This window comes from Maribacter thermophilus (assembly GCF_001020565.1).
Classification (GTDB): domain Bacteria; phylum Bacteroidota; class Bacteroidia; order Flavobacteriales; family Flavobacteriaceae; genus Maribacter; species Maribacter thermophilus.
The window spans coordinates 2,944,289-2,969,613 of sequence record NZ_LDAS01000001.1 but is presented as its reverse complement, the minus strand read 5'-3'; the positions used below and the strand labels follow the sequence as shown (position 1 = coordinate 2,969,613).

Below are 25,325 nucleotides of genomic sequence, written 5' to 3'. Positions count from 1 at the left end.
CAATTTCTCAATGCAAGAAACCATACAAATTGTGGATAACACGATTTCTGAAGGAAGACAGTTACACCATGTAGTGGTTAATGCAGGAAAAATCGTGGCTATGCAAAAGGATATGCAGTTACGACAGAGCGTGAATGAAAGCGATTTGATCAATGCAGACGGCCAAGCGGTGGTTTGGGCCTCTAAAGTATTGGGGAAGCCTTTAAAAGAACGTGTGGCCGGAATAGACCTTATGACAAACCTTGTTGAGTTGGCATATAGAAAGAAGTACAAGATGTTTTTCTTTGGAGCCAGAGAGGAAGTGGTAAAAAAGGTTGTAGATAAGTATTCAAATGAATATTCTCCTGAAATAATTGCTGGTTATAGAAATGGATATTTTAAAAAGGAAGAAGAGCAATCCATCGCTAAGGAAATAGGGGAAAGTGGCGCGAACATTTTATTTGTGGCCATTAGTTCTCCTACAAAGGAAAACTTTCTGTTTGAGAATAGAGGTTTGTTGAATAAGGTGAATTTTATAATGGGAGTAGGAGGTAGTTTTGATGTGGTAGCAGGGAAGGTAAAGCGCGCCCCGGTTTGGATGCAAAATATGGGATTGGAGTGGTTCTATCGCTTTGCTCAAGAACCAAAACGGATGTGGAAAAGATATTTGGTCGGGAACACCAAGTTCATAGGGCTAGTTATAAAAGAATTCTTTGTCAAAAGGTAGGGTGCTTTTTCTAATAAGAGTTATAGAGTATATAGAATGGGATTCTATAATGCAGTTTTATCGTTTTATTAATATTTAGAATTATCTTCGTATTTATCTTATAATTTTCTGTTTTAGATAAATGTTTTCTAAAAACCACCGTTATTCTAATTTTGTTACACCCATTTCTTATGGGTTGGATTTATTGGTGGTGAACCTATTCACTAATTTTCTTCCCATAAATTTTCAAAACCCAATTATATTCCACAGTTATATAACCATTGCGTGGGTCGTTTTGTCATTTAAGAACGAGTTTTATGAAGTTCACAGGTACTCTAAGGTTGTTGTAATACTTCGTAAGCTATTTACACAATTTGTTTTTTTCTTCCTGATACTGTATGCCTATATAGGTTTTTTTAAACAACCGTTGATGAGTAGGCTGGCCTTAGGAAAGTATTTTCTTTTGGTGTTCGCCGGTGTATCTGTCTTAAAGTTTTTGAGCTATACACTTTTGATGAAATATAGAGAAAGAGTCAAGGGTAATATTAGAAACGTTGTGGTTATTGGCAAAAGTAAGAAGGCGAACCAGTTAATAGACGTTTTTAATGAAAGACGTGAGTATGGATATCAGTTTATGCGACAGTTTTCCACAAAAGATGCCAATTTCGATTTAATAAGTTGTTTCAGGTATATCGCCAATAATAATATCGACGAAATATACTGTTCGGTATCTGAATTGAAAAACGAAGAGATTGCAGCCTTTATAGATTTTGCGGATAATAACCTTAAGACACTTAAATTTTTGCCTGACAATAAAAACATCTTTTCCAAAAAATTGAAATTCGAGTATTATGATTATCTCCCCATACTTTCGTTACGGGATATACCATTGCATAATTCATTGAACGCCTTTTTGAAGAGAATGTTCGATATCGTTTTTTCTTTGATAGTTATTTTTGGAATCTTAATTTGGTTCGGGCCCATCTTGGCCTTATTGATCAGGTTAGAATCCAAGGGTCCCGTGTTCTTTATTCAAAAACGTACAGGATTCGATAACAATGAATTTTATTGCTTTAAATTCAGGTCTATGGCCATGAACAAAGATGCGGATACGCTACAGGCCGGCAAAAACGATATGAGGGTTACGAAAATTGGTAAGTTTATACGAAAAACCAGTATTGACGAACTACCTCAGTTCTATAACGTGCTTTTTGGAAACATGTCCGTTGTGGGTCCAAGACCACATATGTTAAAACATACTGATGAGTATGCCAGTAGGGTCGATAAGTATATGTTACGGCACTTTGTAAAGCCAGGTATTACCGGACTTGCCCAGGTAAGGGGATATAGGGGAGAAATTGAACAGGACAGTGATATTCAGAACAGAATTAAGTTTGATATATTTTACGTGGAAAACTGGTCTTTTTTCTTGGATCTAAAGATTATTGTGCAAACGGTCATTAATGCATTTAAGGGAGAGGAAAAGGCTTATTAAATAATATGAAAAGAATATTAATAACCGGTGCAGCAGGCTTTTTAGGTTCGCATTTATGCGATCGGTTTATAAAAGAGGGGTTTTATGTGATTGGTATGGACAATCTCATAACGGGTGATTTGGACAATATTTCGCATTTGTTCCCATTAGAGAATTTTGAGTTTCACCTTCACGATGTAACAAAGTTTGTACATGTTTCCGGAAAACTGGATTACATTCTACATTTTGCATCACCGGCTAGCCCGATCGATTATTTAAAAATCCCTATAAAGACCCTAAAGGTTGGTTCTTTGGGTACATTGAACCTTTTAGGGCTGGCTAAGGAAAAGAATGCTCGTATTTTGGTTGCATCTACCTCTGAAGTGTACGGCGATCCTTTGGTACACCCGCAGAACGAAGAATATTATGGCAATGTAAACCCAATCGGACCTAGAGGCGTATATGATGAGGCCAAAAGGTTTATGGAGTCTATTACAATGGCGTATCATCGCCATCATGGACTAGATACCCGCATTGTACGTATTTTTAATACCTACGGGCCTAGAATGCGTTTAAACGACGGCAGGGTAGTACCCGCCTTTATGGGGCAGGCACTAAGGGGCGAGGGCTTGACGGTATTTGGTGATGGCTCACAAACACGTTCTTTCTGTTATATAGACGATCAGGTAGAAGGAATATACCGATTGCTATTTAGCGATTACACAGATCCTATAAATATTGGAAATCCGCACGAAACTACGATTAAGGATTTTGCGGAGGAGATAATTGCCCTTACAGGTACCAGTCAAAAGGTAATTTATAAACCATTACCTAAAGATGACCCTATGCAACGGCAACCAGATATAAGTAAAGCGAAAAAAGTGCTGGGTTGGGAGCCGAAAACGCCGAGGTCCGAAGGATTAAAAATCGTATACGATTATTTTAAATCGCTGTCTCCACAGGAGTTACAGAAAAAGGAACATAGAGATTTTACTTCTAAATAGTTTTATAATACAGCAAAGTTTATTTTTGCCAAAATCATTCTTATGAACATTCTTATACTTGGCTCTGGGGGTCGTGAACATGCAATGGCTTGGAAAATAAGTCAAAGTCAAAATTTATCTAATCTATATATTGCTCCTGGCAACGCAGGTACTGCTGAATTAGGTGAAAATATACCAATTGGTGTTAATGATTTTAAGGAGATAAAAAAAGTAGTCCTTTCCAAAAATATAGAACTTGTTTTGGTGGGGCCAGAAGATCCTTTGGTGAACGGTATACACGATTTCTTTTTGCAAGATACCGAGTTGAGCAATGTTCCTGTGATAGGACCTCAAAAAATGGCCGCGACCTTAGAGGGTAGTAAAGAGTTCGCCAAAGAATTTATGATGAGACATAATATTCCAACGGCACGGTATAAAAGTTTTACGGCTGAAACTGTGGAGGATGGTTTTCGTTTTTTAGAAGAGTTGAGTGCTCCGTATGTTTTAAAGGCGGATGGTTTGGCCGCTGGAAAAGGGGTGGTTATTTTAAACGATCTGCAGCAGGCCAAAGACGAGCTTAAGGCGATGTTGGTAGATCAAAAATTTGGAACTGCCAGTACCACTGTGGTCATAGAAGAATTTTTGGATGGCATTGAGCTGAGTGTTTTTGTGCTTACCGACGGGGAACACTATAAGGTTTTACCAACCGCTAAAGACTATAAACGTATCGGCGAAGGTGATACGGGGCTTAATACGGGCGGAATGGGGGCCATATCGCCTGTTCCTTTCGCTGATGAAGTGTTTATGGACAAGATAGAGGAGCGAATCGTTAAACCTACCGTAGAAGGTCTTAAAATGGATAATTTACCCTATAAGGGATTTATTTTTATCGGTTTGATCAAGGTAGGGGACGACCCTAAGGTAATAGAGTATAACGTACGCATGGGCGATCCGGAAACAGAAGTTGTTTTGCCAAGGATACAGAACGATTTCATTGAACTTTTAAAAACGGTAGCTGCGGGAACCTTGAACGATGTAGACCTGAAAATAGATGAACGTTCTGCCACTACGGTGATGACCGTATCAGGAGGGTATCCGGGTAGTTATGAAAAAGGAAAGGAAATTTCAGGAATCGAATCTATAACGGATTCTATTGTTTTTCATGCAGGAACTACCTTAAAAGAAGGAAAAGTAGTGACCAATGGCGGTAGAGTCATGGCCATAACTTCATACGGGGACAATTTTAAGGATGCCCTTAAATTATCCTACCAAAACGTGGAAAAATTGGATTTCGACGGAATTAATTACCGAAAGGATATAGGTTTCGACCTATAAAAAGATGATTCCGGATTAAAGAAACGAATGAGAAGTGCTAGACTTGTCCTCTTCTCCGTTATCGTTGAACTTTTTCAATTGTAGCATCCAATAAACGAAAGCAACAGAGCCGATCAACATAAACAACCAATTGATTATGTTTGAAAAGGCCCAACTATCCGCGAACCTGAAAAAATCCAAAGGGGCAAACAATACGTTTACGAACAAATCCTCTATACCTTCAAAAAATGACTTCATCTTATTGTTATATTTACACCCGCAAAAATATAAAAATCATACATGATTTCAAGCATTTTTGGAAAAACTAAACCGATCAACTTAATTATTGTTGTTGGGTTTGTTCTTTTTTTCTATTTAATAGTTCAGAATTTTTTGTTCGAACATAGTTTTTTAGGTGACGATCCGTTACAGAAAATTCTTGTGTTGGGTTCACTTTTGTTCAGTGTTTTTGTCATAGATTTTATCGTAAAAAAAAACAAACTTACCGGGGCTAATTCCTATGCAGTTCTATTTTTTGCCATTTTATTGGTGTTCTTTCCAGAATCTTTGGGCGACGATAATGCGGTGTTTTGTAGTTTTTTTCTACTCTTGGCAACTAGGCGTTTACTTAGTATAAAATCGCTAAAAAGTATTAAGTTGAAGATATTTGACGCTAGTTTATGGATTTTGGTTTCCAGTATCTTCTACGATTGGGCCGTGCTATATCTGATACTGGTTATGGTCGCTATATATGTTTATGATGCAAAGAACCTCAAAAATTGGTTGGCCATTTTTTCGGCCATTCTATGTTTTTCAATGATCTTGGTTAGTATCGTTCTATTGTTGGACAAGACTGATTTTCTTACGGACCACTACGATTTTAATATAGATATCCAAGCAATTTATCCCATACATTGGACTGCGAGTATTAAAGTTTCACTATATGTATTCATTAACATTGTCTTGTCTATTTGGACCTTTTTAAAACTTAGTAGTGCGGGATTGGGAAAAATGATCACCATCAGATTGATTACACTATCTTTTCTTTTGGGTTTGATCGTTAACCTCTTGGTTGTTTCCCGCGATGGCAACGCAATTATGGTTACTTTTTTTCCTTCGATCATATTGTTGACAAACTACGTGGAATCCATCAGGAAAGAAAAATTTAGGGAACTTGTTTTGTTGGGCTGTATATTGGTCCCCATAGTAGTTTTCGTGAGCCGCCTTTTAATTTGACAATAAGGGGTATCTTTGTGTAAAATTCTGATTATGTTTAGCGAGTTTGCATTTGATATTTTTGAAAAGAGCATTGAAAAATATCACGAAAAGGATGATGTATACCAATCTTTCGAAAATCCGTACCCCAAAGATGATATAGCCCATTTGCTATATCGAAAAAATTGGATAGATACCGTTCAATGGCATTATGAGGATATTATAAGGGATCCCGATATTGAACCGAACGCAGCACTAGACCTAAAACGTAAGATAGACGCGAGTAATCAAGATCGTACGGATCTAGTAGAGTATATTGATAGTTATTTTCTTAAAAAATACCAATCGGTAGAAGTAAGGAAAGATGCTACTATAAACACTGAAAGCCCTGCTTGGGCTATAGACCGCCTCTCTATTCTTGCCTTAAAAATCTATCATATGAGGGAAGAGGCCAATAGAACCGATGCCTCTACCGATCATTTAGAAAAATGCAATTCGAAACTTGCAATTCTATTGGAACAGAAGAAAGACCTTTCTACGGCTATAGACCAATTGTTAGATGATATTGAGGCTGGTCGTAAATACATGAAGGTATATAAACAAATGAAAATGTATAACGATGAGGAACTAAATCCCGTCTTACGTGGTCAAAAATAAGCCTCAACATTTATTGGTCATTAGACTTTCTGCCATGGGAGACGTGGCTATGACGGTACCTGTCTTATTGGCTTTGACCAAAGAGTATCCCGAACTTAAGATTACTTTTTTAACGAAGGCATTTTTTAAACCTGTTCTCGAAGATATTCCAAATGTTAAGGTCTTTGTTGCGGACGTTAAGGGAAGTCATAAAGGTGTTAACGGTTTATGGAAGCTTTATAAAGAACTTCGTAAACTGAATATTGATGCTGTAGCAGATCTGCACAATGTATTGCGCAGCAATATTTTAAAAATGTTCTTTCGCTTTGGTGGAACACCCTTTGTACAACTGGATAAGGGAAGAGCGGAAAAAAAGGCTTTGGTCGCGGAAAAGGACAAAAAGTTTGAGCCCTTAATGCCGATGCACGATAGGTATGTATCGGTTTTTAAGAAACTAGATCTTGAGTTTGAATTAGACAAAAATTGTATACGCAAGCCTCGGTCATTGACAGAAGATATAAAGGCGAAACTAGGATTAAAACCTATTAAGACTATTGGGATAGCTCCGTTTGCCGCGTTCGAAGGAAAGGTATACCCATTGCCCTTGATGGAGAAAGTTGTTTCTGAGTTGAATGCCTTAGCAAAGTGTCAGATCTTACTTTTTGGAGGAGGGAAGAAAGAAGCGGAAATACTTGAGGGATGGGAGCATACATATGAGAATTGTGTATCTGTCATTGGAAAACTTTCCTTTAAAGAAGAATTAAACCTAATTGGTAATTTGGATGTCATGATCTCAATGGACAGTGGAAACGGTCATTTGGCGGCCATGTACGGTGTTCCCGTGATTACGTTGTGGGGAGTTACCCACCCTTATGCGGGGTTCTACCCTTTTGGGCAAGATGAGAGCAATGCCCTATTGGCAGATAGGACTCGTTTTCCCTTGATTCCTACTTCGGTATACGGAAACAAATTCCCTCCTGGCTATGAAAAGGCCATGGAGACGATTCCTGCGGAGAAGGTGGTTCATAAAGTACAGGAAGTAATCGGCGGGTAATAAGTGATTTAGGCACTTACTGTAATGGGGTGTAGGGACCTAAAATATTGTTTTAGTTGTGACATAAACCTGTATTTTTTGGCACTTGGGGCTGCACCGACCATCAATGTTCTAATACCGAAATAAGCACTCATTAAGTATGTGGCTACAGCCTCACAGTCCACATGCCGGTCTATATATCCATTGAATTTTCCTTTTTGAAGGGTAGATACCAAGTTTACTTCCCAAATAGCGACTACATCGTTTAAATGTTTCATGATGTTCTCGTTCTTTCCTTGAAATTCGGTAAGAAAATTACTTAGAATGCAACCAAAATCCATTTCATTATGTACCGCCGTTTCCAAAGCGTCTTCAAAACAGTTGGTAATTAGGTCCAATGGGTTTTTATGCCCCTCTATGGGTTCTATCAAGGTGCTATAGACCTTTCTTGCAAGTAGGTTTTGCACGATTTGAATAAAGAAATCTTCCTTAGAATCAAAGTGATAGTAAAAGGCTCCTTTAGACAACGAGAGTCTTTTTAAAATATCATCGATACTTGTATTGTAATATCCTTTGGTATAAAATAATTCCAGACCAGTGGTCTGCATATTGTGCATGGTGGCCATGCGTTTTAGATTTTTGTCCATGATTTCAAGATTTGGGTTACCTGACTGTTTGGTCTGTACAAAGAACTTAACTATCTCTGTCCTCATTTGCGATAAACGTTATAGCGAAAGAAATAATCGGTAAAAACCCATAATGTCTACCATATTCAGCTTAAATCGTAAGACAAACGAACCGACTGGTCGGTTTAGGTGCAATTTTATTGGTTAAACGACAAGGTTGCTAGGGGCTCTAAACCGTAAAGACTGGGTCTAATAGAGGTATGGAACTTTAGAAAGAAGAATTTTTACCAAAAGTGGTAATGGTCATCCTATTCTTTTTAGGGTATAGTACCGAAAGGTATGACGGCTTAATTGATGGTAGGCCCCCGTTATGATATAAACATCAATCGGGGGTCCTATTTTCATGTTAGGCTACAGTGCCTTGGCAGCTACTTCCAGAGCCCGCTGTACAGCCATAACAGTGTTGTGAAATAATAATATTTCTGTTATTTAACAGCTCTTCGTTATAATCTTTTATATGTTTTACCTTACTGGCTACTTTTAAATCTAACATTTGGTTAAAATCACAATCGTATAACCATCCGTCCCAACTAATGGAAATGGTATTGGTACACATTACGTTGGCAACTGCGGCAGGGTTGTAAGCTTCGACCAGGGCATACATATAATCCTCATAATTTTCGGAAGCGATCAAATAATCTAGAAAACGGGCAATGGGCAGGTTTGTAATCGCGAACAAATTATGAAACTGAATATTAAAATCCTCCATCAAGGCTTTTTTAAAGTCTTTTTCCAAAGCAGCCTGATTTCCGGGCAGGTAGGCGCCGGATGGATTATAGACAAGATCTAGGCGAAGGTCGCTATCTGGCATACCGTACCCTCTTGCATTTAGTTCTTGTAGGGCCTTGATAGATTTGTCGAATACCCCGTTACCACGTTGTTTATCTGTTTTTCCCCTTGTATAGTGTGGCATAGAGGAAATAACATGAACATTGTGTTTTTTAAAGAAGTCGGGCAGGTCATAGTATTTTTTGTTGGCCCTTATGATGGTAAGGTTCGAACGAACAATAAAATCTTTGATGCCCGCCTTGGCGGCTTCTTCTACGAACCATCTAAAATTTGGGTTCATTTCAGGGGCACCACCTGTGAGGTCAAGGGTATGGGCCCCGGTATTTTTAATGACCTCTAGACACTGTTGCATGGTTTCCCGGGTCATTATCTCCTTACGGTCCGGACCTGCGTCTACATGGCAATGTTCGCAAACCTGATTGCACATATAACCTACATTGATCTGTAATATTTCCAATTTCTTTGGACGCAAGGGAAATTTGCCGATCATATTGATCTTATCCTTAAAGTAGGGGAGCTCCCCTTCTGCAAAAATGCCACCGTTCAAGATTTCCAATTGCTTGTTGGAAACCGCTAGTTCATCTCCTTGTGCTTTTAACGATTTTGTAGCCATATTTATAATTTAAGTAGCCAATAATTTGTATTCGGAAGTGATGGTTATAAACCGACTTATCCCAAATACGGTTTGCTACATGGATAATTTGTTATACTTGTTCATCATTTGCACCCCGTGTACCAAGGTAGCTCCACTTTCAATGGCCGCTCCAACATGAACCGCCTCCATCATTTCTTCCTTGGTAATTCCTTTTTGTAAACCGTCTTTGGTATAGGCATCGATACAATAAGGGCATTTCACCACATGTGAAACCGCAAGTGCTATTAATGATTTCTCTCTAGCACTTAGTGCACCTTCTTCGAAAACCTTACCATAATAGTCAAAAAATTTAGTTCCGAGCTCTTCGCTCCATTCGGTTATTTTACTGAATTTTCTTAAATCCTTTGGGTCGTAATAAGAATCTGCCATCTTTTTTTGTGTTTTTGTTTTTATGTTGTTTTTTATTGATTGGTCCAAAGCAATGGGAATGCCTTGTCCCATTTTCTCTATTTCAGGAAGTATTTCCATATTGTCCCATATACCGGACGATAGCGTATCTGCATACGCTTCGGGCAAATGGTTTTTGTACATTAATTGTTGTGCGGTCAAATAATCATATTCAAAAGACCGATAAGTATATTTTAGTTTGCCTTTTTCGGTGTCCATTAGCACATACCATACCCTTGTCGTACCATCATTGGCAGGCATACCTATAACACCCGGGTTCAGCCAAATTTTATCGTCAATGGATTGATGAAAGGGAAGTCCACAGTGACCGGCAATGATCAGATCACTGCCCGTTTCTTCGAAACATTGTTTTTTACTTTTGTTCGCATTGGATTTAAAGATGTATTCCGATACATTTTTATAATTTCCATGAACAACGGTAATCTTTTTATTGCCGTAATCAAAACGGATATTTTCCGGTAGATTCGATATCCATTCCAATGAACTTTTCGATAAATGGCCTTTGGTATAAGGGAACCACATTTTAGAAAAATCATCGCATCGTCCTCCGGCCCTAAAATCACAACCACAATCTTCGCTGTCATTTGCCAGTTGAATTTCTACGTTGCCGGCAATGGATAGGGCTCCCCATTCTCTAAATAAGGAAACCGTTTCTTCTGGCTGGGCACAGTAACCGGTAATATCACCGGTGCAAATGCAATTATCCGGTGCTACGCCTTCCGTTTCCGCAATGGACATCAACTTTTCCAGGGCCTGCAAATTGCTATAGACACCACCGAAAAGCAGCATTTTTCCACTTTTTGAGCCTATATATTCTATTTTTTTATCCATCTAGGTATTAAATAAAGAGTTGTACAACATAAAATGCCCCATAGGTTGACCCATAGTAGCGCGGCATATTTGCCTGTCGTAAAAATGAGTGCTTGTGGAAACGTCTCAAAAACCAGTAAAAAACCGAATATGATACCACAAAATACACTCAAGTGAAAGCTAATTTTGGTAGTCTTGTCTTTCCAGAAAAGAAAGATGGGTGTCAAACCTATTACCATAGTGCCGCTAATAGTAGTAGCAGAGAGTATTTCTGCATCTAAAAACACGGGAATGGTGCCCACTACGGCAATTATGACCATAGACCATCTACCAAAGGACAAAGTGTGTCCAAGATTTAGGTCAACGGACAGTAATTTTGAAAACGATGAAAATGTAGAATCCAATGTAGAAGCCGCAGAAGTGATCATAATAAAGTTGATAACCAATAAAATGAAAATGCCCAGCGCTTTACCGACTTCTACCGCTGCCTGCCCGACCATGCCCTCTGATTGCGCATAGATGCCGATAACGCTGAAGAAAACAATACACGCGGCACCTATTAGACTGGCCCAAATAAAACTTTTTAAAGTTGTTTTAGGGGAGCTTATGAATCCCCTATCGGTTAGAACCGGGTCATGAAAGGGATAGCTGAAAGATTGCAATAGCGCCGCAAACAATAGGTTAAGCCCGGTTTCAAAGGACCAAACCCCTGAGTTTACAGCTTCGTTTATGGTCAACGATTCCTTTCCAAAAATATTGAACAATATTATCATTAATAGTATGGAGAACAATCCCATTTGGATAATATCGGTAAAGATAGAGCTACTCATACCTCCTTTTAACACATAGGCCAATGTGAGCAGGGTGAACAATAGGATACTTCCATAATAGGCGTTTGTGCCCATATTTCCGAAATAAGACCCAATGACCATGGTGTTGCTCCATACCTCGTTGAACAACCTGATGGCAATAAGAATAGAAAAAACCGAAACAGCCGTTTTCCCAAACTTGGAGGTTAAAAAATCATGGATGCTGCTGTAATTTCCATATACCCTCATGCGGTATATGATAATACCTGCAATAGCAAAGGAAAGATAATAGCCGGCATAGGCAACACCCCCTACAATACCAAAATCGAGTCCTAAATTGGCGGCGTTGGTGATGCTCTTGGCAAATATCCAAGAGATAACCAAGCTGCCCATGAGCATAAAGGCGTTAGGGGATTTTTTTCTTTGCACCGCTTTAAAAAACTGATTGGTATCTTTTGCAAAGGGGGAAAGCAGAAATAGCACCAAACTTGATGTTATTATGAGTCCCCATTGCCAAAGCAAGATATCTTTCATAGTTACTGATCTTTGTGCCACCAGACTTTTACGTTAATACTGTTGCCGTTGGTATTACTGGCCGCTATACTATAATTGGTATTGTTCAATGCTTCTTCTTCTGGTGGGTAGGGCATACGAACGGGAATTTGGTCATTGTTTAAACTGGCAGAAACCTGTTTTAATCTCGGAAACCCGGTTCTTCTATATTCTATCCAGCCCTCATAACCATTTATCATATTGGCGATCCATTTTTGGGTGATAATGGTTTCTAATGAATTTTGAGGGCCGTAAGCTCCTTGGCCGGTTAGGTAATTGGAAGGTAGTTCTACCTGCCAATAATTAAATGCATGCTGTACCCCGGTTTCATAGAGTGTTTGCACCTCAGCATCTATATATCCTTTTAGGGCGGCTTCGGCCAGTAGAAAATGAGTTTCCATACTGGTCATAAAATTGGCGTCCAAGAGTCCGGTGTTTTCCCTAAAAATGGTCCCCGTTAAAGAATAGTCGGACAAGGAAACAGTGGTGGCCGAGGCATCTATTCCGTTTAAAAGACCGTTATATTCATCTTCTGTTATACTGTTGGCAAAAGGTCTGTAGAGTCTGGAAATTCTAGGGTCGTTTAATTCGGATAAGATATCGTGTATGGTCTCTGACATTACAAAATTGTTAAAATCGCCAATGCGCAACCGGGCCAATCTGAAGTTGTTCGGTTCACTATCGCTGAAATCAAAAACGGCATTCTCGCTGTTACTGTCGATAAAATTTCCTTCGTTTACAATTAATCGTAACTCTTGTGAAACGTCTACCTTGGCAGAAATGCGCATCAGGTACTTAATACGTAAAGAGTTTGCAAAACGTAACCATCCTTCTAAATTACCATTAAATAGTATATCACCTTCCAAAGCAATGGTGCCATCGTAGTTTTGTAAGGCCTCAATGCCCTTTGAGAGATTGTCCATGATTCCGTTTTCACCTATATAAATAGATTCTTGCGAGTCGTATTTTGGGGTTACTGTTGTATTATCTCCCTTAAAGGCTTCGGAATAGGGAACATCACCGAATAAATCGGTCAGACCTGCCGTCATATAGGCCTTCATAATTCTAGCGGGACCTTCATAGACAGCGTATGCCGGATTTTCTTCGGATAGTTTAAGGATAATTTCATTATCCCTAAGGTTCTGGTAAAATATAGGCCAAGGGTTTCCGCCCAATTGTGGGGACTTTAAATTATGCCTATCAAAAAGATTAAAGTCCAATGCGGTGGTATACTGTCCCAATAAATTGCCCGCCGTAAATCCTTCATACGACATTTGCTCGCCATAATCATAGATTACCTGTCGTAACAATAAACTGGGTTGAACGTTTACGGGAGAGTTGGTGTTGGTGTTGATTTCCTCGAAATCTTGTGTGCAAGCCGCCAAGAACAATAAACCGATTATGATATATAGGTATTTCATGTTTCCTTAAAAATTAAAACTTGCCTTAAGACCATAACTACGTGTAGTCGCATATGACATATCTTCTACACCGCTTATAAGCGATTGCCCTTGTACGGCAAGCTGTTCGGGATCAAAATGAGGATTCTCGGTAATAGCAAATAGGTTTTTTCCTATGAGCGATAGGTTTAAACTGGTTTCTTGGTTAAAAAAGCTTAGTTTATCAAAAGTGTATCCGATAGAAAATTGCCGTAATTTTAAAAAGGAAGCATCGTAGACATTGTTTTCTTCATGGTTGCGGTCATAAAATTGACGGTAATAGCTTTCTGCCGATATAGCGACCGTGTTTTGGGTGTAGATCGGGTTTTCTGTAGATCCGGTATTTACCACGCCATCCGCTACAATACCATTCTCTGGTCGGTATGCGGTTTCGGCCAGTTGACCGCCAACATTTCCGAGGGCCCTAGTTCTGGATACAATAATGCCTCCTTGCCTCCAATCGAACAAGAAACCAAGATTCCATTTCTTGTAGTTGAAACGGTTAGAAAAACCTAGCACAAAATCGGGATTGTAATTTCCTAGTTTCTGTAGGGTATTATCGGGGATATAGTTGCCTTGGTCTGTCAAAACAAAATCCCCGTTTTCATTTTTTAGGTATCCCGTGCCATATAGATCACCTATGCGCCCCCCTTCTTCCACTTGTAAATATACCGTTTGGTTTTGGCTGTCGTATATTCTAGAATAAGCAAGGGTTAACCTACCATCGTTTTGTGGCAGATCTTCAACAATGGCTTTGTTCGTACTAAAATTAAAAGTGCTGTTCCATATTAGGTTTTCGGTAACAATAGGTGAAATACCCAGAATGATCTCTACACCTTTAGAGCGTACACTGCCCGCATTAACCACTTGTTGGGTGTATCCCGAAGAGATACCTATGGGCAGTGAAATGATTTGATCTTTCGTTAAGGAGTTGTAATATGAAATATCAAAACTTAATCGGTCGGAGAACAAGCGGATGTCGGCACCTACCTCGAAAGATGAGGTTTGTTCCGGTCTTAGGTTGGGGTTGGCGATGGTATTTTGATTGCTGAATGTAGGTTGGCCATTGTACGGTGTCTGTGCTACAAACGCTCCGGTTGTTTGGTATGGATCGGTATCATTGCCAACCTGTGCCCAACTGCCCCTTAATTTTAAAAAAGAGATATAGTTTGGTAGATCTGTTACTTCCGACACTATAAAACTAGTGGATACCGAAGGGTAAAAGAAAGAGGTATTGTCAACTGAAAAAGGTGTTGCCAAGGCACTGGACCAATCGTTACGACCGGTAATGTCCAGAAAAAGAAAATCTTTATATCCCAATTTTGCCAATCCATATAAACTATTGATGCGCTTGTTAGATTCAAATTCGAATACCTCAATAGGTGAAGCGGCATTCGATAATTTAAAAATCCCCGGCTGGGCCAAACTGGTAGTTTGTGATTGCGAGGTAGATGCTTTTTGGTCCAATCTATTGCCTCCGAAAGATATATCAAGACTTATATTATCGAATCTCTTCTTGTAATTAATAAGAAAGTCGGTATTTATTTCCCTGAAAAAGACGTCGTGTTCCGCATAACCCCCATTTTGAAACCTATTGGAGCTAAAGGCCCGTCTTAACCTACGTCTTTCGTTTGAGTAATCCATGCCGGACCGAAGTGAAATGGTAAGATGGTCCGTAATATCATAACTTGTAGAGATATTTCCAAAAACCCGGTCCCTATTAAAAGAATTTCGGTTTTCGTACATGGTAAAGAAGGGGTTATCAAAATAGGTGTAGTTAAATGAGTATTGCTGTACCCCTTCCAAACCTGGTTGCCAATAATCTCGTAAGCTTTCAATATTTAGGGATCTAGGCCCCCATCCTACAAGGGCATAATTTACGTTTTCTGAGCCATATCCGTTAGAGGGCCTATTACTGCTTTTAGAATTTACATAATTTATAAAGGATCCGATCCGTAGATTTTTGGCAGGTTTAAAATCTAAACGAGCACCGATGGTCTGCCTATCCAGGTCAACACCGGGTATAATGGATTCACTTCTCAAATCTGTAAAGGACAGCCTGTAACTTCCTTTTTCAAACCCCGAGGAAACCGCAATGTTGTTAATAAGTGTCGTGCCCGTTCTATAAAAATCTTTCAGGTTATCGGGATTGGAAACAAAAGGAGTGGGTGTGATGGGAAGATTATTGTAGAGCGAGGTGTCACCACCTCTGACAACGGTGCCGTCCGCCAATATCACAGGACTATCGAATTGGGGAATAAGGTTGCCTACATCCAAGCGAGGTCCCCAGCTATATGAAATTAAATCGTTGGTTCCACCCCCTAGACCATCTACAAAGGCAAATTGCCCTGCATTTCCTTGCCCATATTCATTTTGAAAATCGGGAAGTTTAAAGGCAGTATCCACAAAAAAACTGGTGCTATAACTAATGCCCATACCTTTGGTATTGCCACCGTCCTTTGTTTCTATGACTATAACGCCATTCGCCGCTCGCGTACCGTAAAGGGCGGCAGCGCTAGGCCCTTTTAATACCGATACTTCCTTAATATCGTCAGGATTGACCTCCATGGCCCCATTACCAAAATCAATTTCTTGAAATCCTGCGGCGGCCTCATTGCTAAAATTGAAGACCGAATTGTTGTTTATAGGAATACCGTTTATAATGAATAACGGATTGTTATTTGAAAAGGAAGCTTCTCCCCTAATGATAATTTTTGATGAGGAGCCTACTCCTGTAGGGCCTTGATTGATTGTCACGCCTGCCAATTTTCCGGATAGGTTGTCCAAGAAATTGACCGACTTTACTTCGGTAATTCCCTGAGCGTCCAAGCTTTGAACAGCATAACCCAATTCTTTGGTTTCACGCTTTAGGCCCAAGGCCGTTAAAACCACCTCGTTCAGTTGTTCCGATGATTCTAATAAGGTTACATCTATAATTAAACGGTCTTTAATGGAAATTTTTTGCGACGTGTAGCCCAATACAGAGAATTGCAAGACACCTTGCGTGTTGGGAACAGTTAACGAATAAACACCATTTTCGTTGGTAGTAGCCCCTATATTATGATCTAACAGAATAATATTGACATAGGGTATAGGATTTCCTTCGGCATCCTTTACGGTACCGGAAATAGTATCTTGGGCTAATGTGGGTGCGGTCATAACAATGGCCATGACCAACATTATAAATTTCATGAGGGAGGTTATTTCATTAGTAATTGAGGTAGCATTGGCTACCGAAGGTGATTCAATTAGGAATGAAATATGAAGGGAGATCCTTTGTTGTAAGGATGTTGAACAAAGACACTTGAAAAATGTTCTATAAAGAAAGCGACACTATGTTTTTTACGATATAATAGCGAGGCCAATATTTTTATTAAAGAAGAGGAGATAGAGCCTGTAAAGGCAGAAAGTCTTTTTATATCTTTTACCGTATCTAGATCAAGAAGAAGCTGTAAGCGGTAAACATCACAATTTTTGGTTGCAAGTTGTCGCAACAGACTGCTCAAAAGATTAAAACGCTGCCAAGGCAATTGTTCAAAGGATACAGGGTCAAAATTAGACTTGTGAAGGCCTATCAAATAAAAGCCTCCATCTAACGAAGGGCCCACTACCGTCTTTTGCGACCTAAGTGCAGATGCCGCTTTCTTTAAATGGCTTGTTTTTAGTTGTGGGGTATCGTTACCAATGGCAATGACCTTATCGAATCCTTTACTGAAAACTGTATTTATTGCATTGGTAAAACGCTCTCCGAAAGAATTGCCTATTTGTTCTTTTTCAGTAAAATGAAAGAAGGGAAAATTCGTTTTTTCAACGGTCTTAAGGGTGTTTTTGGTAAGGGCATCAAACAGAATTTCGCCATTTTTGACAGGCTTGTGTAGCAACTCTTCTGAAGAAGAATTCGCAAATACCAAAATGGCCGTACTTTGCATTAGTTTCTGTTTAAGTTTCCTTTTCCGTTTAAACTTACAATAAAAATCGACATGGATTTTTCCCCTTTCTGGATTTTATCTTTCTCAGAATATAAGAAAAAAAACCGTCAATCGACAAAATGACATGAACATACCGTTGGGTCGGTAGGCTTACGTTCTGACAACCTTGTTTTTTAAAAGGCGCCCCTTCATTCCTAATAAAAAGTCGACAAAAAGCACATTCCTTTCAAAATTCAACATATTTTTTTTGCAAACGGACCGTACAGTCTAAAAAAGAACTTAAAAAAGTATGAAATTTTAAAAAATTTTTAGCACTGACTGTGGCCCAACTGGCATAGGGATTGACATAATTTTGTAGTAAAAACAAAAAAACGAAGATAGATATGAATACAAACAAAACAAAGAGTGGAAGTTTAAAGGTTTACTTCTTCTCTGCCCTTATTGCCCTGGTCGTTAGTTTAGGGGTAATAGGGTTCAACAGGCTAAACCAAAAAGAAGAAGTAAAAGGTGTAACCACCGTAGAAACGGTAAAAGGAAAACATGTGCTTTATACGGCGGATGATGAGGGAAATATTAAACCGTTGGATTTTACCGATACATCTAAAAAGGTGCTGGATGCCGTGGTGCACATAAAATCTACCCAAATGTCATCTGGTTATGACAATAGTAGGGCAAGGGAACTCCCCGATCCATTTAAAGAGTTTTTTGGGGATATGTTCAAGGGGCAAACCCCAGAAATACAATCGCAACCTAGGGTAGGTACCGGTTCTGGGGTGATTATTAATGACAAAGGCTATATTGTTACAAACAACCACGTTATAGACAATGCAGATGATATTGAGGTTACCCTTTACGATAACGAGTCGTATAAGGCAACTGTCATAGGAACAGACCCAACTACGGATCTGGCCTTGATTCAGATAAAGGCAGATAACCTTAAGACCATGTCTTTGGTGAATTCAGATGATGTTGAAGTAGGGGAATGGGTGCTGGCAGTAGGTAATCCATTGGGTCTGAACTCTACGGTTACCGCAGGTATTGTGAGTGCAAAAGCACGTAATATAAATATTAACCAAGATCGTTTTGCGGTAGAAAGCTTTATTCAGACCGATGCGGCGATTAACCCGGGAAATAGTGGTGGAGCCTTGGTTAATTTAGACGGTAATTTGGTGGGAATCAATACTGCCATCGCCAGTAGAACGGGTACCTATACCGGATACGGCTTCGCAGTACCCAGTAACATCGTTACAAAAGTGGTCGAGGATTTGTTGAAGTACGGAAATGTTCAAAGGGGAATGCTGGGCGTTACCATCCGTACGATGGACAGTAATTTGGCCAAGGAAAAAGATGTTGATTTTGCCAGTGGTGTATGGGTAGAGGAAGTTGGTGAGGATTCTGCTGCTGATAAGGCGGGGGTCGAATCAGGAGACATTATTCTAGAAGTGAATGGTATTGAAACCCATACGTCACCAAGATTACAGGAAATCATTGCAGGAAAAAGACCTGGAGATAAGGTCACCTTATTGGTAAAACGCGATGGTAAGGAAAAAGAAATTGAGGTTACCTTGATGAATAGGGAAGGTGGAACCGGCATCATAAAGAAAGAGCGAAAAGAAGTGTTTAATCTGTTAGGTGCCGATTTTGAAACTTTGGATAAGGACTTGGCCAAAAAATTGGATATTGATGGTGGTGTGCAGGTGAAGAAGTTGTATCCAGGTACTATAAAAAGGCAAACACAGATGCGAGAAGGTTTTATCATTACCCATATCGATGGTAAACGTGTTAAAGAAGTAGGAGATGTAGCCAAAATACTCGAGAATAAAAAGGGAGGAGTTATGTTGGAAGGTATCTATGAGAACGGTGATAAATATTATTATGCGTTCGGATTGGAATCATAAGGGAGTATTTGGTTAATTTTAATGCCGTATAGGAAGAACATAATCCTATACGGCATTTTTTATAGTATGCACGAACCAGAAAGTAACATATCGCTGAGGTCAAAAAGAATAGGATTGGTACTATCGGGGGGTGGTGTTAGGGGCATGGCCCATATCGGGGTTATCAAGGCTCTGCAAGAATTTGGTCTTGAGGCGGAAATAGTGGCAGGCAGTAGTATTGGAGCACTTGTAGGGGCTTTATATGCAAACGATACCCCTATCACCGATATGATCCGTTTTTTTAAAGAGACCCCATTGTTTAAATATAACTTCTTTACGATTGCTAAACCCGGTCTCTTAGATACCGATAGGTATGAAAATATATTTAAGACCTATTTTTCGCAAAATTCTTTTGAAGAACTAAGAAGAGACCTATATGTAGTTGCGACCGACCTCGAGAAAGGGGAAGAATTATTTGTAAACCAGGGAGAGCTAATAAAACCTTTGTTGGCATCTGCAGCATTGCCACCGGTATTTAGTCCTGTCCACTATAATGGAGGTTTGTATGCCGATGGAGGTATAATGAACAACTTTCCATTAGAACCGGTTTTGGGTAAAGCGGACTTTATAATTGGCAGCAACGTGTCCATTGTTTCTAAATTGGACAAGAAGCATTTAAAAAACTCCATTCAGTTGACCGGAAGGGTTACAGGTCTTATGATCTATGCCATTAATAGAGAAAAAATAAGCCAATGCGATATGGTCGTTGAACCCAAGGATTTGGAACATATCGGAATTCTTGATAGAAAGGGCATAGAGAAGGCATATACCCTAGGTTATGAAAATGCCATTGAACAACTAAAGTTGTTGCTTCCTTAAGCTATTCTAATAGGTTTTTGCGTAAATGGTGACAATAATGCTACTTGACAAGATAGCTATACATCATCGTAATCAACCTTTAGGGTCGGTGTTGTTGGGTGTGCTTGGCAGGTAAGAACAAAACCTTCGGCAATTTCACTATCGGTCAAAATCTGATTTACCGCCATCTCTGCCTTACCTTCCGTTACTCTTGCAATACAGCTGCTACAGACCCCTCCTTGACATGAATAAGGGGCATCGATGTTTTCTTTCAACACAGCATCGAGCACTGTTGTTTTCTTGTCCATGGTCAGTTGAAACTCCTCATCGTCCAAAACTACCGTTAAAGAAGTTTGTCCGTCCGGTAGGGTAGGCAATTCTTCTTTGATTTCGGTGGCCGTAAACAATTCAAAGAGAATTTTATTTTCTTCAATACCATTTTCCAACAAGGTGTCTTTTACGGTATGGATCATTTTCTCAGGACCACATAGGTAAAAAGCATCAAAAGAGGTGCCCGCATGTTTGTTTTTTAGGGCATAGTTGACGGTAGAAGTGTCAATACGTCCGAATAGCGCCTTGTCTTCCCTTGTTTGGCTATTGGTGAAATAAACAAAAAACCTATTGGTATAATCAAGTTCCAGTTTTACCAAATCGGTATAGAACATAGTCTCTTCATAGCTTTTGTTTCCATACACCAAAACAAAGGTGTTTTTGGGGTTGTCATCCAAAACGGATTTGGCAATACTCATAATCGGTGTAATTCCACTACCGGCAGCAAAGGCGGCTATATTTTGCACTTTACCGGTCGGTTTAAAGGAAAATCTTCCTTCTGGGGGCATTACTTCCAGTACATCCCCTACCTGTAATTTTGTATTTGCATAATGGGAGAAACCTCCATTATCCACTTTTTTGATTCCTATGGTAATATTCTCCTTTTTCGGTGATGAACAGATAGAGTACGCTCTTCGAAGTTCTTTTCCTTTTATTTCCTTTTTTATGGTAATGTATTGTCCGGCAGTAAAAACAAAGGTCTGAATTAGATCTTTGGGTATCTCCAATGTTACTGCAACCGAATTAGGAGTTAGTTTTTTAATGCTTTTGACCGTAAGTGCATAGAAATCTGCCATAGTATCTTTTCTTAAATAGATAGTCTACAAAATTAAGCATTGGTACATCGATATAAAATGGAAAGCCTTAAAAATATATACCTAAATAATTTATGCATAAGAAATTTATGTATATTAGTGGAGTATGTTTGTTGAATTTAACGTGCAATAGCATTCAATAATGGCGAATTCTAAACTATATAAAGGAAGTTTATCTACGATCATCTTAAAATTATTGGATGAAGAAGGAAAGATGTACGGGTATGAGATTACCCAAAAAGTAAAGGCTATTACCAAAGGAGATTTAAAAATCACTGAAGGTGCCTTGTATCCGGCACTTCATAAGTTAGAGGCCGAGGGTCTGTTGGACGTTGAGGTGGCCAAAGTGGACAATCGTTTGCGCAAGTATTACAAACTGACCGAGCAAGGCGAAAAGGAAACGGTGAACCGTTTGGCCGAGTTGGAAGAATTTATCAGAAGTATGCAGCAATTGGTTAAACCTAAATGGAGCATTCAATAAATTATGGCACTTACAAGTCATGAAATACAAAAGATAGAGCATTATTTGAATAGCAAGAATCTTACCCATTTAGATTTGAGGGTAGAGGTAGTTGATCATATGACGGAAAGTATCGATGAAGCTATGCAATCTCAAAAGGTAGATTTTGAAACCGCTTTTCGAAACGAAATAAGGAAATGGCATACCGATCTTGGGGAGTATTCCAGTTATTGGCTCGGAATGCTTTGGGTAGGCCCCAGAATCGTTATAAAAAAATGCGTCAAAAGAATCAAGGTCATCTATTTAAAGACCTTATTGTTCGCCTTTGCCATAACCGGGCTCTTCTTTTTGGCCGCAGATATGATTGCGATAGAAATGTTAAGGGCTTTGGAGGTTTTGGTAGGTTCGTTATACCTCTTGCTTTTTGCTATGTTGCTCTTTTTTAAATACCGGATCAAGGCTACCGGTTTTCAAACATCGTTCAGTTTTCTGTTCAATATAAACGCCATTGCTTTTTCGTTCATGTTTGTTTTGTACAATCCGCTGTGGACGGTATTTATGTCTTTGCTCCAAGATGGCGCCCTAAATCTTGTTTCCGTCTGGATGCATGCCTTTACCTTAGCCTTTTCATTTTTCTTTTTAGAGTTTTATAATGCACATATGGCAACCAATAAGCAGGTATTGATATGAAATTGAATCAAGCCCAAATACTGGAGATTGATAGGTTCCTCCAATTCTTAGGGGTGAAATTTATGGATGTTCGTTTAGAGCTTATAGATCACTTGGCATCTGAATTTGAGAACGATTCAAAATATGTGCTGTTAGGTGATTTTCTTAGGACGAAAGGCAATTTTGTGCGCTCGTATCAAAAAAATCTCCACAATAAAAGACATTGGGGTCACCAAAAAGCCCTGTTTAAACAAACCCTGCAATTTTTTACCGATTTAAGGTATTTGTGTATTTCGATTTTATTAGGGGCGGTTATCTATTTGGCGTTTCATGTTTTAGATAAAAACATATTACCTTATTTATTCATAGGAACCCTAGCTGTTCCACAAATAGTGGCGTATTACGTTTACCTTAGGCCCAAGGGCATGTACAAGAAAATACAATCCGCCCAATACTTGATGTCGATTATGTCCTTGCCTTCTTTGTTTTTATACACCAACGGAATCTATATAGGTTGGTTGAAAGAGCACCCCACTTATTTTATGGTCTTTTGGTTTTTTGTCATTATTTTCAACGTTGCCGGTGTTTTAGAGGTGTTAAGGAGTAAAAAGGGGATAGTAAAGCAATATAGAAACTTGATCTATAATTAAGAATGAAGCTTACTCAAGATCACATACAAAAGCTGTATAAATTTACCAGAGCACACCATGTAGAGCATTACGACCTGCAAACAGAGCTGGTAGACCATATGGCCAATGGTATAGAAGAGGAGTGGCAAACGAACCCGAACCTTTCTTTTGAAGAGGCCCTACAAGGCGAATTTAAAAAGTTTGGGGTTTTGGGTTTTATGGATGTGGTAGAAAAGCGGCAAAAGGCCTTGGGTAAAAAATACAGGTCTATTATATGGAGGTTCTTTAAAGAGTGGCTGCAGTTGCCAAAACTGCTTTTAACATTTTCTGCAGTAGCGATCGTGTATACCATACTACATTATACAAGTGGTATCGATGTAAAGGAATACGTTTGTTTCGGAATGGCTTTTTTACTGGTTGTTTTTTCTATGGGTTATCTTTTTGTTTCAAGAAAGGACAGAAAATTTAAAATGGCAGAGGGCGGTAAAAAATGGATGTTGAGGGAGATGATCTACAATCTTGGCAATGTGGTTGTTTATAATAACCTAGTACTGCAGATAGGATTATCCGTCCAAAATCTTGATCGATCTTTAATCGATAACATTTGGTTTGATCTGGCCTATGCCCTGCTGGTCGTAGCAGCTGCTTTGACTACCTATGTGGTTATGTTCGTTATTCCTTCAAAGGCCGAAGAATTGCTGGAGGAAACGTATCCGGAGTATAAAATTGCCTAGATACTGTAACAAATTTGATTTTCTAAATACCTATTGTCTAAATAATAGCAACCAACTAACTATGTTTAAGAAATTTGCTTCGTTACAATGGAAATCTTTTTTTAGGTCTCCCAACTTCGGAAAAAGTCTTGCGGTGAAGATTCTGATGGGCTTTTTTGCGGTCTATATGCTGATCGTATTAGCGGCCATGGGGGTCGCCAGCTATTTTATCCTAAAAGATATTTTTCCTGATCAAAGCCCTATGTGGTCTATAAGTCAGTATATGATCTACTGGATATTGATCGAGTTGTTCTTCCGTTACTTTATGCAGAAGCTTCCGGTTATGGATATAAAACCTTTTTTGACCACACCAGTTAAAAAAAGTACTATTGCCCACTATATTTTAGGTCGTTCGGCAGCATCGATCTATAATTTGTTGTCCCTTTTCTTTTTTGTTCCCTTTTGTATTGTCCTACTTTTTCAAGGGTATTCTTTTCTTAATGTAAGCCTATGGCTGGTGTCGATTATCGCCATTGTACTGGGCATTAATTATATAAATCTATTAATTAATAAAAGCGATAAGGCGCTTATTGCCCTAGGTACCATAATTGCAGTGCTGTATGGACTGGATTATTTTGGTCTCTTCTCGGTAAAGGACTTTTTCGCACCTATATTTCATGCGCTGTACGCATATCCAATAACTGTGCTTGTGCCCATAGCCTTGGCCGTGCTCATTTATTACCTTAACTACAAGTACCTGCATAACAAAATTTATTTGGATGCCAGTTTAAAGCCAAAGAACGTACAGGTGAATACGAGCGATTTGGCATGGACCAAGAAGTTAGGCGACATGGGAACTTTTCTTCAATTGGACCTAAAGATGATATGGAGAAACAAACGTACCAAGTCGCAGGTATGGATCTCTTTGTTGTTTGTTTTCTACGGATTAATATTCTACACGCAGGACATTTATGCCGAAATGATGCCTATGAAGGCATTTTTAGGAGTCTTTATGACGGGGATTTTCCTTAGCAATTTTGGACAGTTTATTCCTGCCTGGGATAGTAGTTATTATAGTATGATGATGTCGCAGAACATTCCATTACGAAAGTATTTAGAGTCCAAGGCCTTGCTTATATCGGTAAGTGTTGTTTTTATGTTTTTGCTCACCATACCCTATGTTTACTTTGGTTGGGAGGCATTGGCCATTAATTTTGGTTGTGCATTGTATAATCTGGGCGTAAATATACCGGTCATTTTATTTTTTGGCTCCTTCAATAAAAAACGAATAGAATTGGATCAGAGTCCGTTCGGAAATATGCAAGGTACCAGTGCCAATCAATTTTTGATCATGCTGCCCGTATTAATAGTGCCGATTCTCATATTCACCCTATTTTATTATTTAATCTCTGTAGAGGCCGCGGTAATCGTTTTATCGGTAATGGGCATTGCAGGGTTGGCCATGAGAAATTTCCTTTTGGACAAGGTGACCCAACAATACAGAAAAAAGAAATATGGCATGATCGCCGGATTTAAACAAAAGAATAGCTAACAATA

At 39.1% G+C, this 25,325-nt stretch carries 23 protein-coding genes and 1 pseudogene; 14 read left to right on the top strand and 10 right to left on the bottom strand.

All coding sequences use genetic code 11. The features are described 5' to 3' along the window. Positions 1-10 precede the first annotated feature (10 nt). From AB657_RS12830 to purD, 4 genes are all read left to right on the top strand, one after another. A complete protein-coding gene (locus AB657_RS12830; RefSeq protein WP_232304881.1) occupies positions 11-706 on the top strand; it encodes a WecB/TagA/CpsF family glycosyltransferase in 696 nt (231 codons plus the stop codon). 121 nt (positions 707-827) lie between these two features. Further along, positions 828-2,180 (top strand): undecaprenyl-phosphate glucose phosphotransferase, encoded by a 1,353-nt coding sequence (locus tag AB657_RS12825; RefSeq protein WP_047246848.1) that lies wholly within the window; start codon positions 828-830, stop codon positions 2,178-2,180. A gap of 5 nt (positions 2,181-2,185) precedes the next feature. Next, positions 2,186-3,163: a UDP-glucuronic acid decarboxylase family protein gene (locus AB657_RS12820; protein WP_047246847.1), complete on the top strand. Its 978-nt coding sequence runs from the start codon at positions 2,186-2,188 to the stop codon at positions 3,161-3,163. A 42-nt stretch (positions 3,164-3,205) separates the two neighbouring features. Next, positions 3,206-4,477, top strand: a complete 1,272-nt coding sequence (purD, locus tag AB657_RS12815; RefSeq protein WP_047246846.1) for a phosphoribosylamine--glycine ligase — start codon at positions 3,206-3,208, stop codon at positions 4,475-4,477. A gap of 15 nt (positions 4,478-4,492) precedes the next feature. Here the strand turns inward: purD and AB657_RS12810 are convergent, their stop codons facing one another. Continuing rightward, on the bottom strand, positions 4,493-4,714 hold the full coding sequence (locus AB657_RS12810) for a DUF6341 family protein (RefSeq protein ID WP_047246845.1): 222 nt from the start codon (positions 4,712-4,714) through the stop codon (positions 4,493-4,495). A 42-nt stretch (positions 4,715-4,756) separates the two neighbouring features. Here AB657_RS12810 and AB657_RS12805 point away from each other — a divergent pair, with 42 nt between their 5' ends. From AB657_RS12805 to AB657_RS12795, 3 genes are read left to right on the top strand one after another with little or no spacing between them, the layout of a single operon-like run. Then, complete coding sequence (locus tag AB657_RS12805) at positions 4,757-5,692, top strand: DUF6427 family protein (protein ID WP_047246844.1); 936 nt, start codon at positions 4,757-4,759, stop codon at positions 5,690-5,692. A gap of 33 nt (positions 5,693-5,725) precedes the next feature. After that, positions 5,726-6,328 carry a DUF4254 domain-containing protein gene (locus AB657_RS12800; protein ID WP_047246843.1) on the top strand — a complete coding sequence of 201 codons (603 nt, stop codon included), beginning with the start codon at positions 5,726-5,728 and terminating at the stop codon, positions 6,326-6,328. Next, a complete protein-coding gene (locus AB657_RS12795) occupies positions 6,315-7,361 on the top strand; it encodes a glycosyltransferase family 9 protein (RefSeq protein WP_316933222.1) in 1,047 nt (348 codons plus the stop codon). Before AB657_RS12800 ends, AB657_RS12795 begins: the two co-directional genes overlap by 14 nt. An 8-nt stretch (positions 7,362-7,369) precedes the next feature. Here the strand turns inward: AB657_RS12795 and AB657_RS12790 are convergent, their stop codons facing one another. The 8 genes and pseudogenes from AB657_RS12790 to AB657_RS12760 form a co-directional block, all read right to left on the bottom strand. Beyond that, positions 7,370-8,053 (bottom strand): TetR/AcrR family transcriptional regulator, encoded by a 684-nt coding sequence (locus AB657_RS12790; protein WP_232304880.1) that lies wholly within the window; start codon positions 8,051-8,053, stop codon positions 7,370-7,372. Between the two features lie 319 nt (positions 8,054-8,372). After that, entirely contained in the window at positions 8,373-9,428 is a 1,056-nt protein-coding gene (arsS, locus tag AB657_RS12785) for an arsenosugar biosynthesis radical SAM (seleno)protein ArsS (RefSeq protein ID WP_047246841.1), read from the bottom strand. A 75-nt stretch (positions 9,429-9,503) separates the two neighbouring features. Beyond that, positions 9,504-9,839, bottom strand: a complete 336-nt coding sequence (locus AB657_RS17875; protein WP_084696481.1) for an arsenosugar biosynthesis-associated peroxidase-like protein — start codon at positions 9,837-9,839, stop codon at positions 9,504-9,506. 234 nt (positions 9,840-10,073) lie between these two features. After that, positions 10,074-10,667 (bottom strand): annotated as a pseudogene (locus tag AB657_RS12780) (metallophosphoesterase family protein); the annotation flags it as partial. Positions 10,668-10,693: 26 nt separating this feature from the next. Further along, the gene (locus AB657_RS12775) at positions 10,694-12,031 is read right to left on the bottom strand and encodes a sodium:solute symporter family transporter (protein WP_047246840.1); all 1,338 of its coding nucleotides are present in this window, start codon (positions 12,029-12,031) and stop codon (positions 10,694-10,696) included. A gap of 2 nt (positions 12,032-12,033) precedes the next feature. Beyond that, positions 12,034-13,470 (bottom strand): SusD/RagB family nutrient-binding outer membrane lipoprotein, encoded by a 1,437-nt coding sequence (locus AB657_RS12770; protein ID WP_047246839.1) that lies wholly within the window; start codon positions 13,468-13,470, stop codon positions 12,034-12,036. Between the two features lie 6 nt (positions 13,471-13,476). After that, a complete protein-coding gene (locus AB657_RS12765; RefSeq protein WP_047246838.1) occupies positions 13,477-16,680 on the bottom strand; it encodes a SusC/RagA family TonB-linked outer membrane protein in 3,204 nt (1,067 codons plus the stop codon). A gap of 56 nt (positions 16,681-16,736) precedes the next feature. Next, a complete protein-coding gene (locus AB657_RS12760) occupies positions 16,737-17,417 on the bottom strand; it encodes a TIGR04282 family arsenosugar biosynthesis glycosyltransferase (protein ID WP_047246837.1) in 681 nt (226 codons plus the stop codon). Between the two features lie 383 nt (positions 17,418-17,800). Here AB657_RS12760 and AB657_RS12755 point away from each other — a divergent pair, with 383 nt between their 5' ends. Then, positions 17,801-19,315: a Do family serine endopeptidase gene (locus AB657_RS12755; RefSeq protein ID WP_052958704.1), complete on the top strand. Its 1,515-nt coding sequence runs from the start codon at positions 17,801-17,803 to the stop codon at positions 19,313-19,315. A gap of 66 nt (positions 19,316-19,381) precedes the next feature. Then, positions 19,382-20,173, top strand: a complete 792-nt coding sequence (locus tag AB657_RS12750; RefSeq protein ID WP_047246836.1) for a patatin-like phospholipase family protein — start codon at positions 19,382-19,384, stop codon at positions 20,171-20,173. 56 nt (positions 20,174-20,229) lie between these two features. Here the strand turns inward: AB657_RS12750 and AB657_RS12745 are convergent, their stop codons facing one another. Next, positions 20,230-21,279 (bottom strand): ferredoxin--NADP reductase, encoded by a 1,050-nt coding sequence (locus tag AB657_RS12745; RefSeq protein ID WP_047246835.1) that lies wholly within the window; start codon positions 21,277-21,279, stop codon positions 20,230-20,232. Between the two features lie 160 nt (positions 21,280-21,439). Here AB657_RS12745 and AB657_RS12740 point away from each other — a divergent pair, with 160 nt between their 5' ends. The 5 genes from AB657_RS12740 (at position 21,440) to AB657_RS12720 (ending at position 25,320) form a co-directional block, all read left to right on the top strand. Continuing rightward, the gene (locus AB657_RS12740) at positions 21,440-21,778 is read left to right on the top strand and encodes a PadR family transcriptional regulator (protein ID WP_047246834.1); all 339 of its coding nucleotides are present in this window, start codon (positions 21,440-21,442) and stop codon (positions 21,776-21,778) included. Between the two features lie 3 nt (positions 21,779-21,781). After that, positions 21,782-22,447, top strand: coding sequence for a hypothetical protein (locus AB657_RS12735; protein WP_047246833.1), 666 nt, complete (start codon positions 21,782-21,784; stop codon positions 22,445-22,447). Continuing rightward, complete coding sequence (locus AB657_RS12730) at positions 22,444-23,076, top strand: hypothetical protein (protein ID WP_047246832.1); 633 nt, start codon at positions 22,444-22,446, stop codon at positions 23,074-23,076. Before AB657_RS12735 ends, AB657_RS12730 begins: the two co-directional genes overlap by 4 nt. Before the next feature lie 2 nt (positions 23,077-23,078). Further along, positions 23,079-23,789, top strand: a complete 711-nt coding sequence (locus tag AB657_RS12725; RefSeq protein WP_047246831.1) for a hypothetical protein — start codon at positions 23,079-23,081, stop codon at positions 23,787-23,789. A 61-nt stretch (positions 23,790-23,850) separates the two neighbouring features. Beyond that, positions 23,851-25,320, top strand: coding sequence for a DUF5687 family protein (locus AB657_RS12720; protein ID WP_047246830.1), 1,470 nt, complete (start codon positions 23,851-23,853; stop codon positions 25,318-25,320). Positions 25,321-25,325 lie beyond the last annotated feature (5 nt).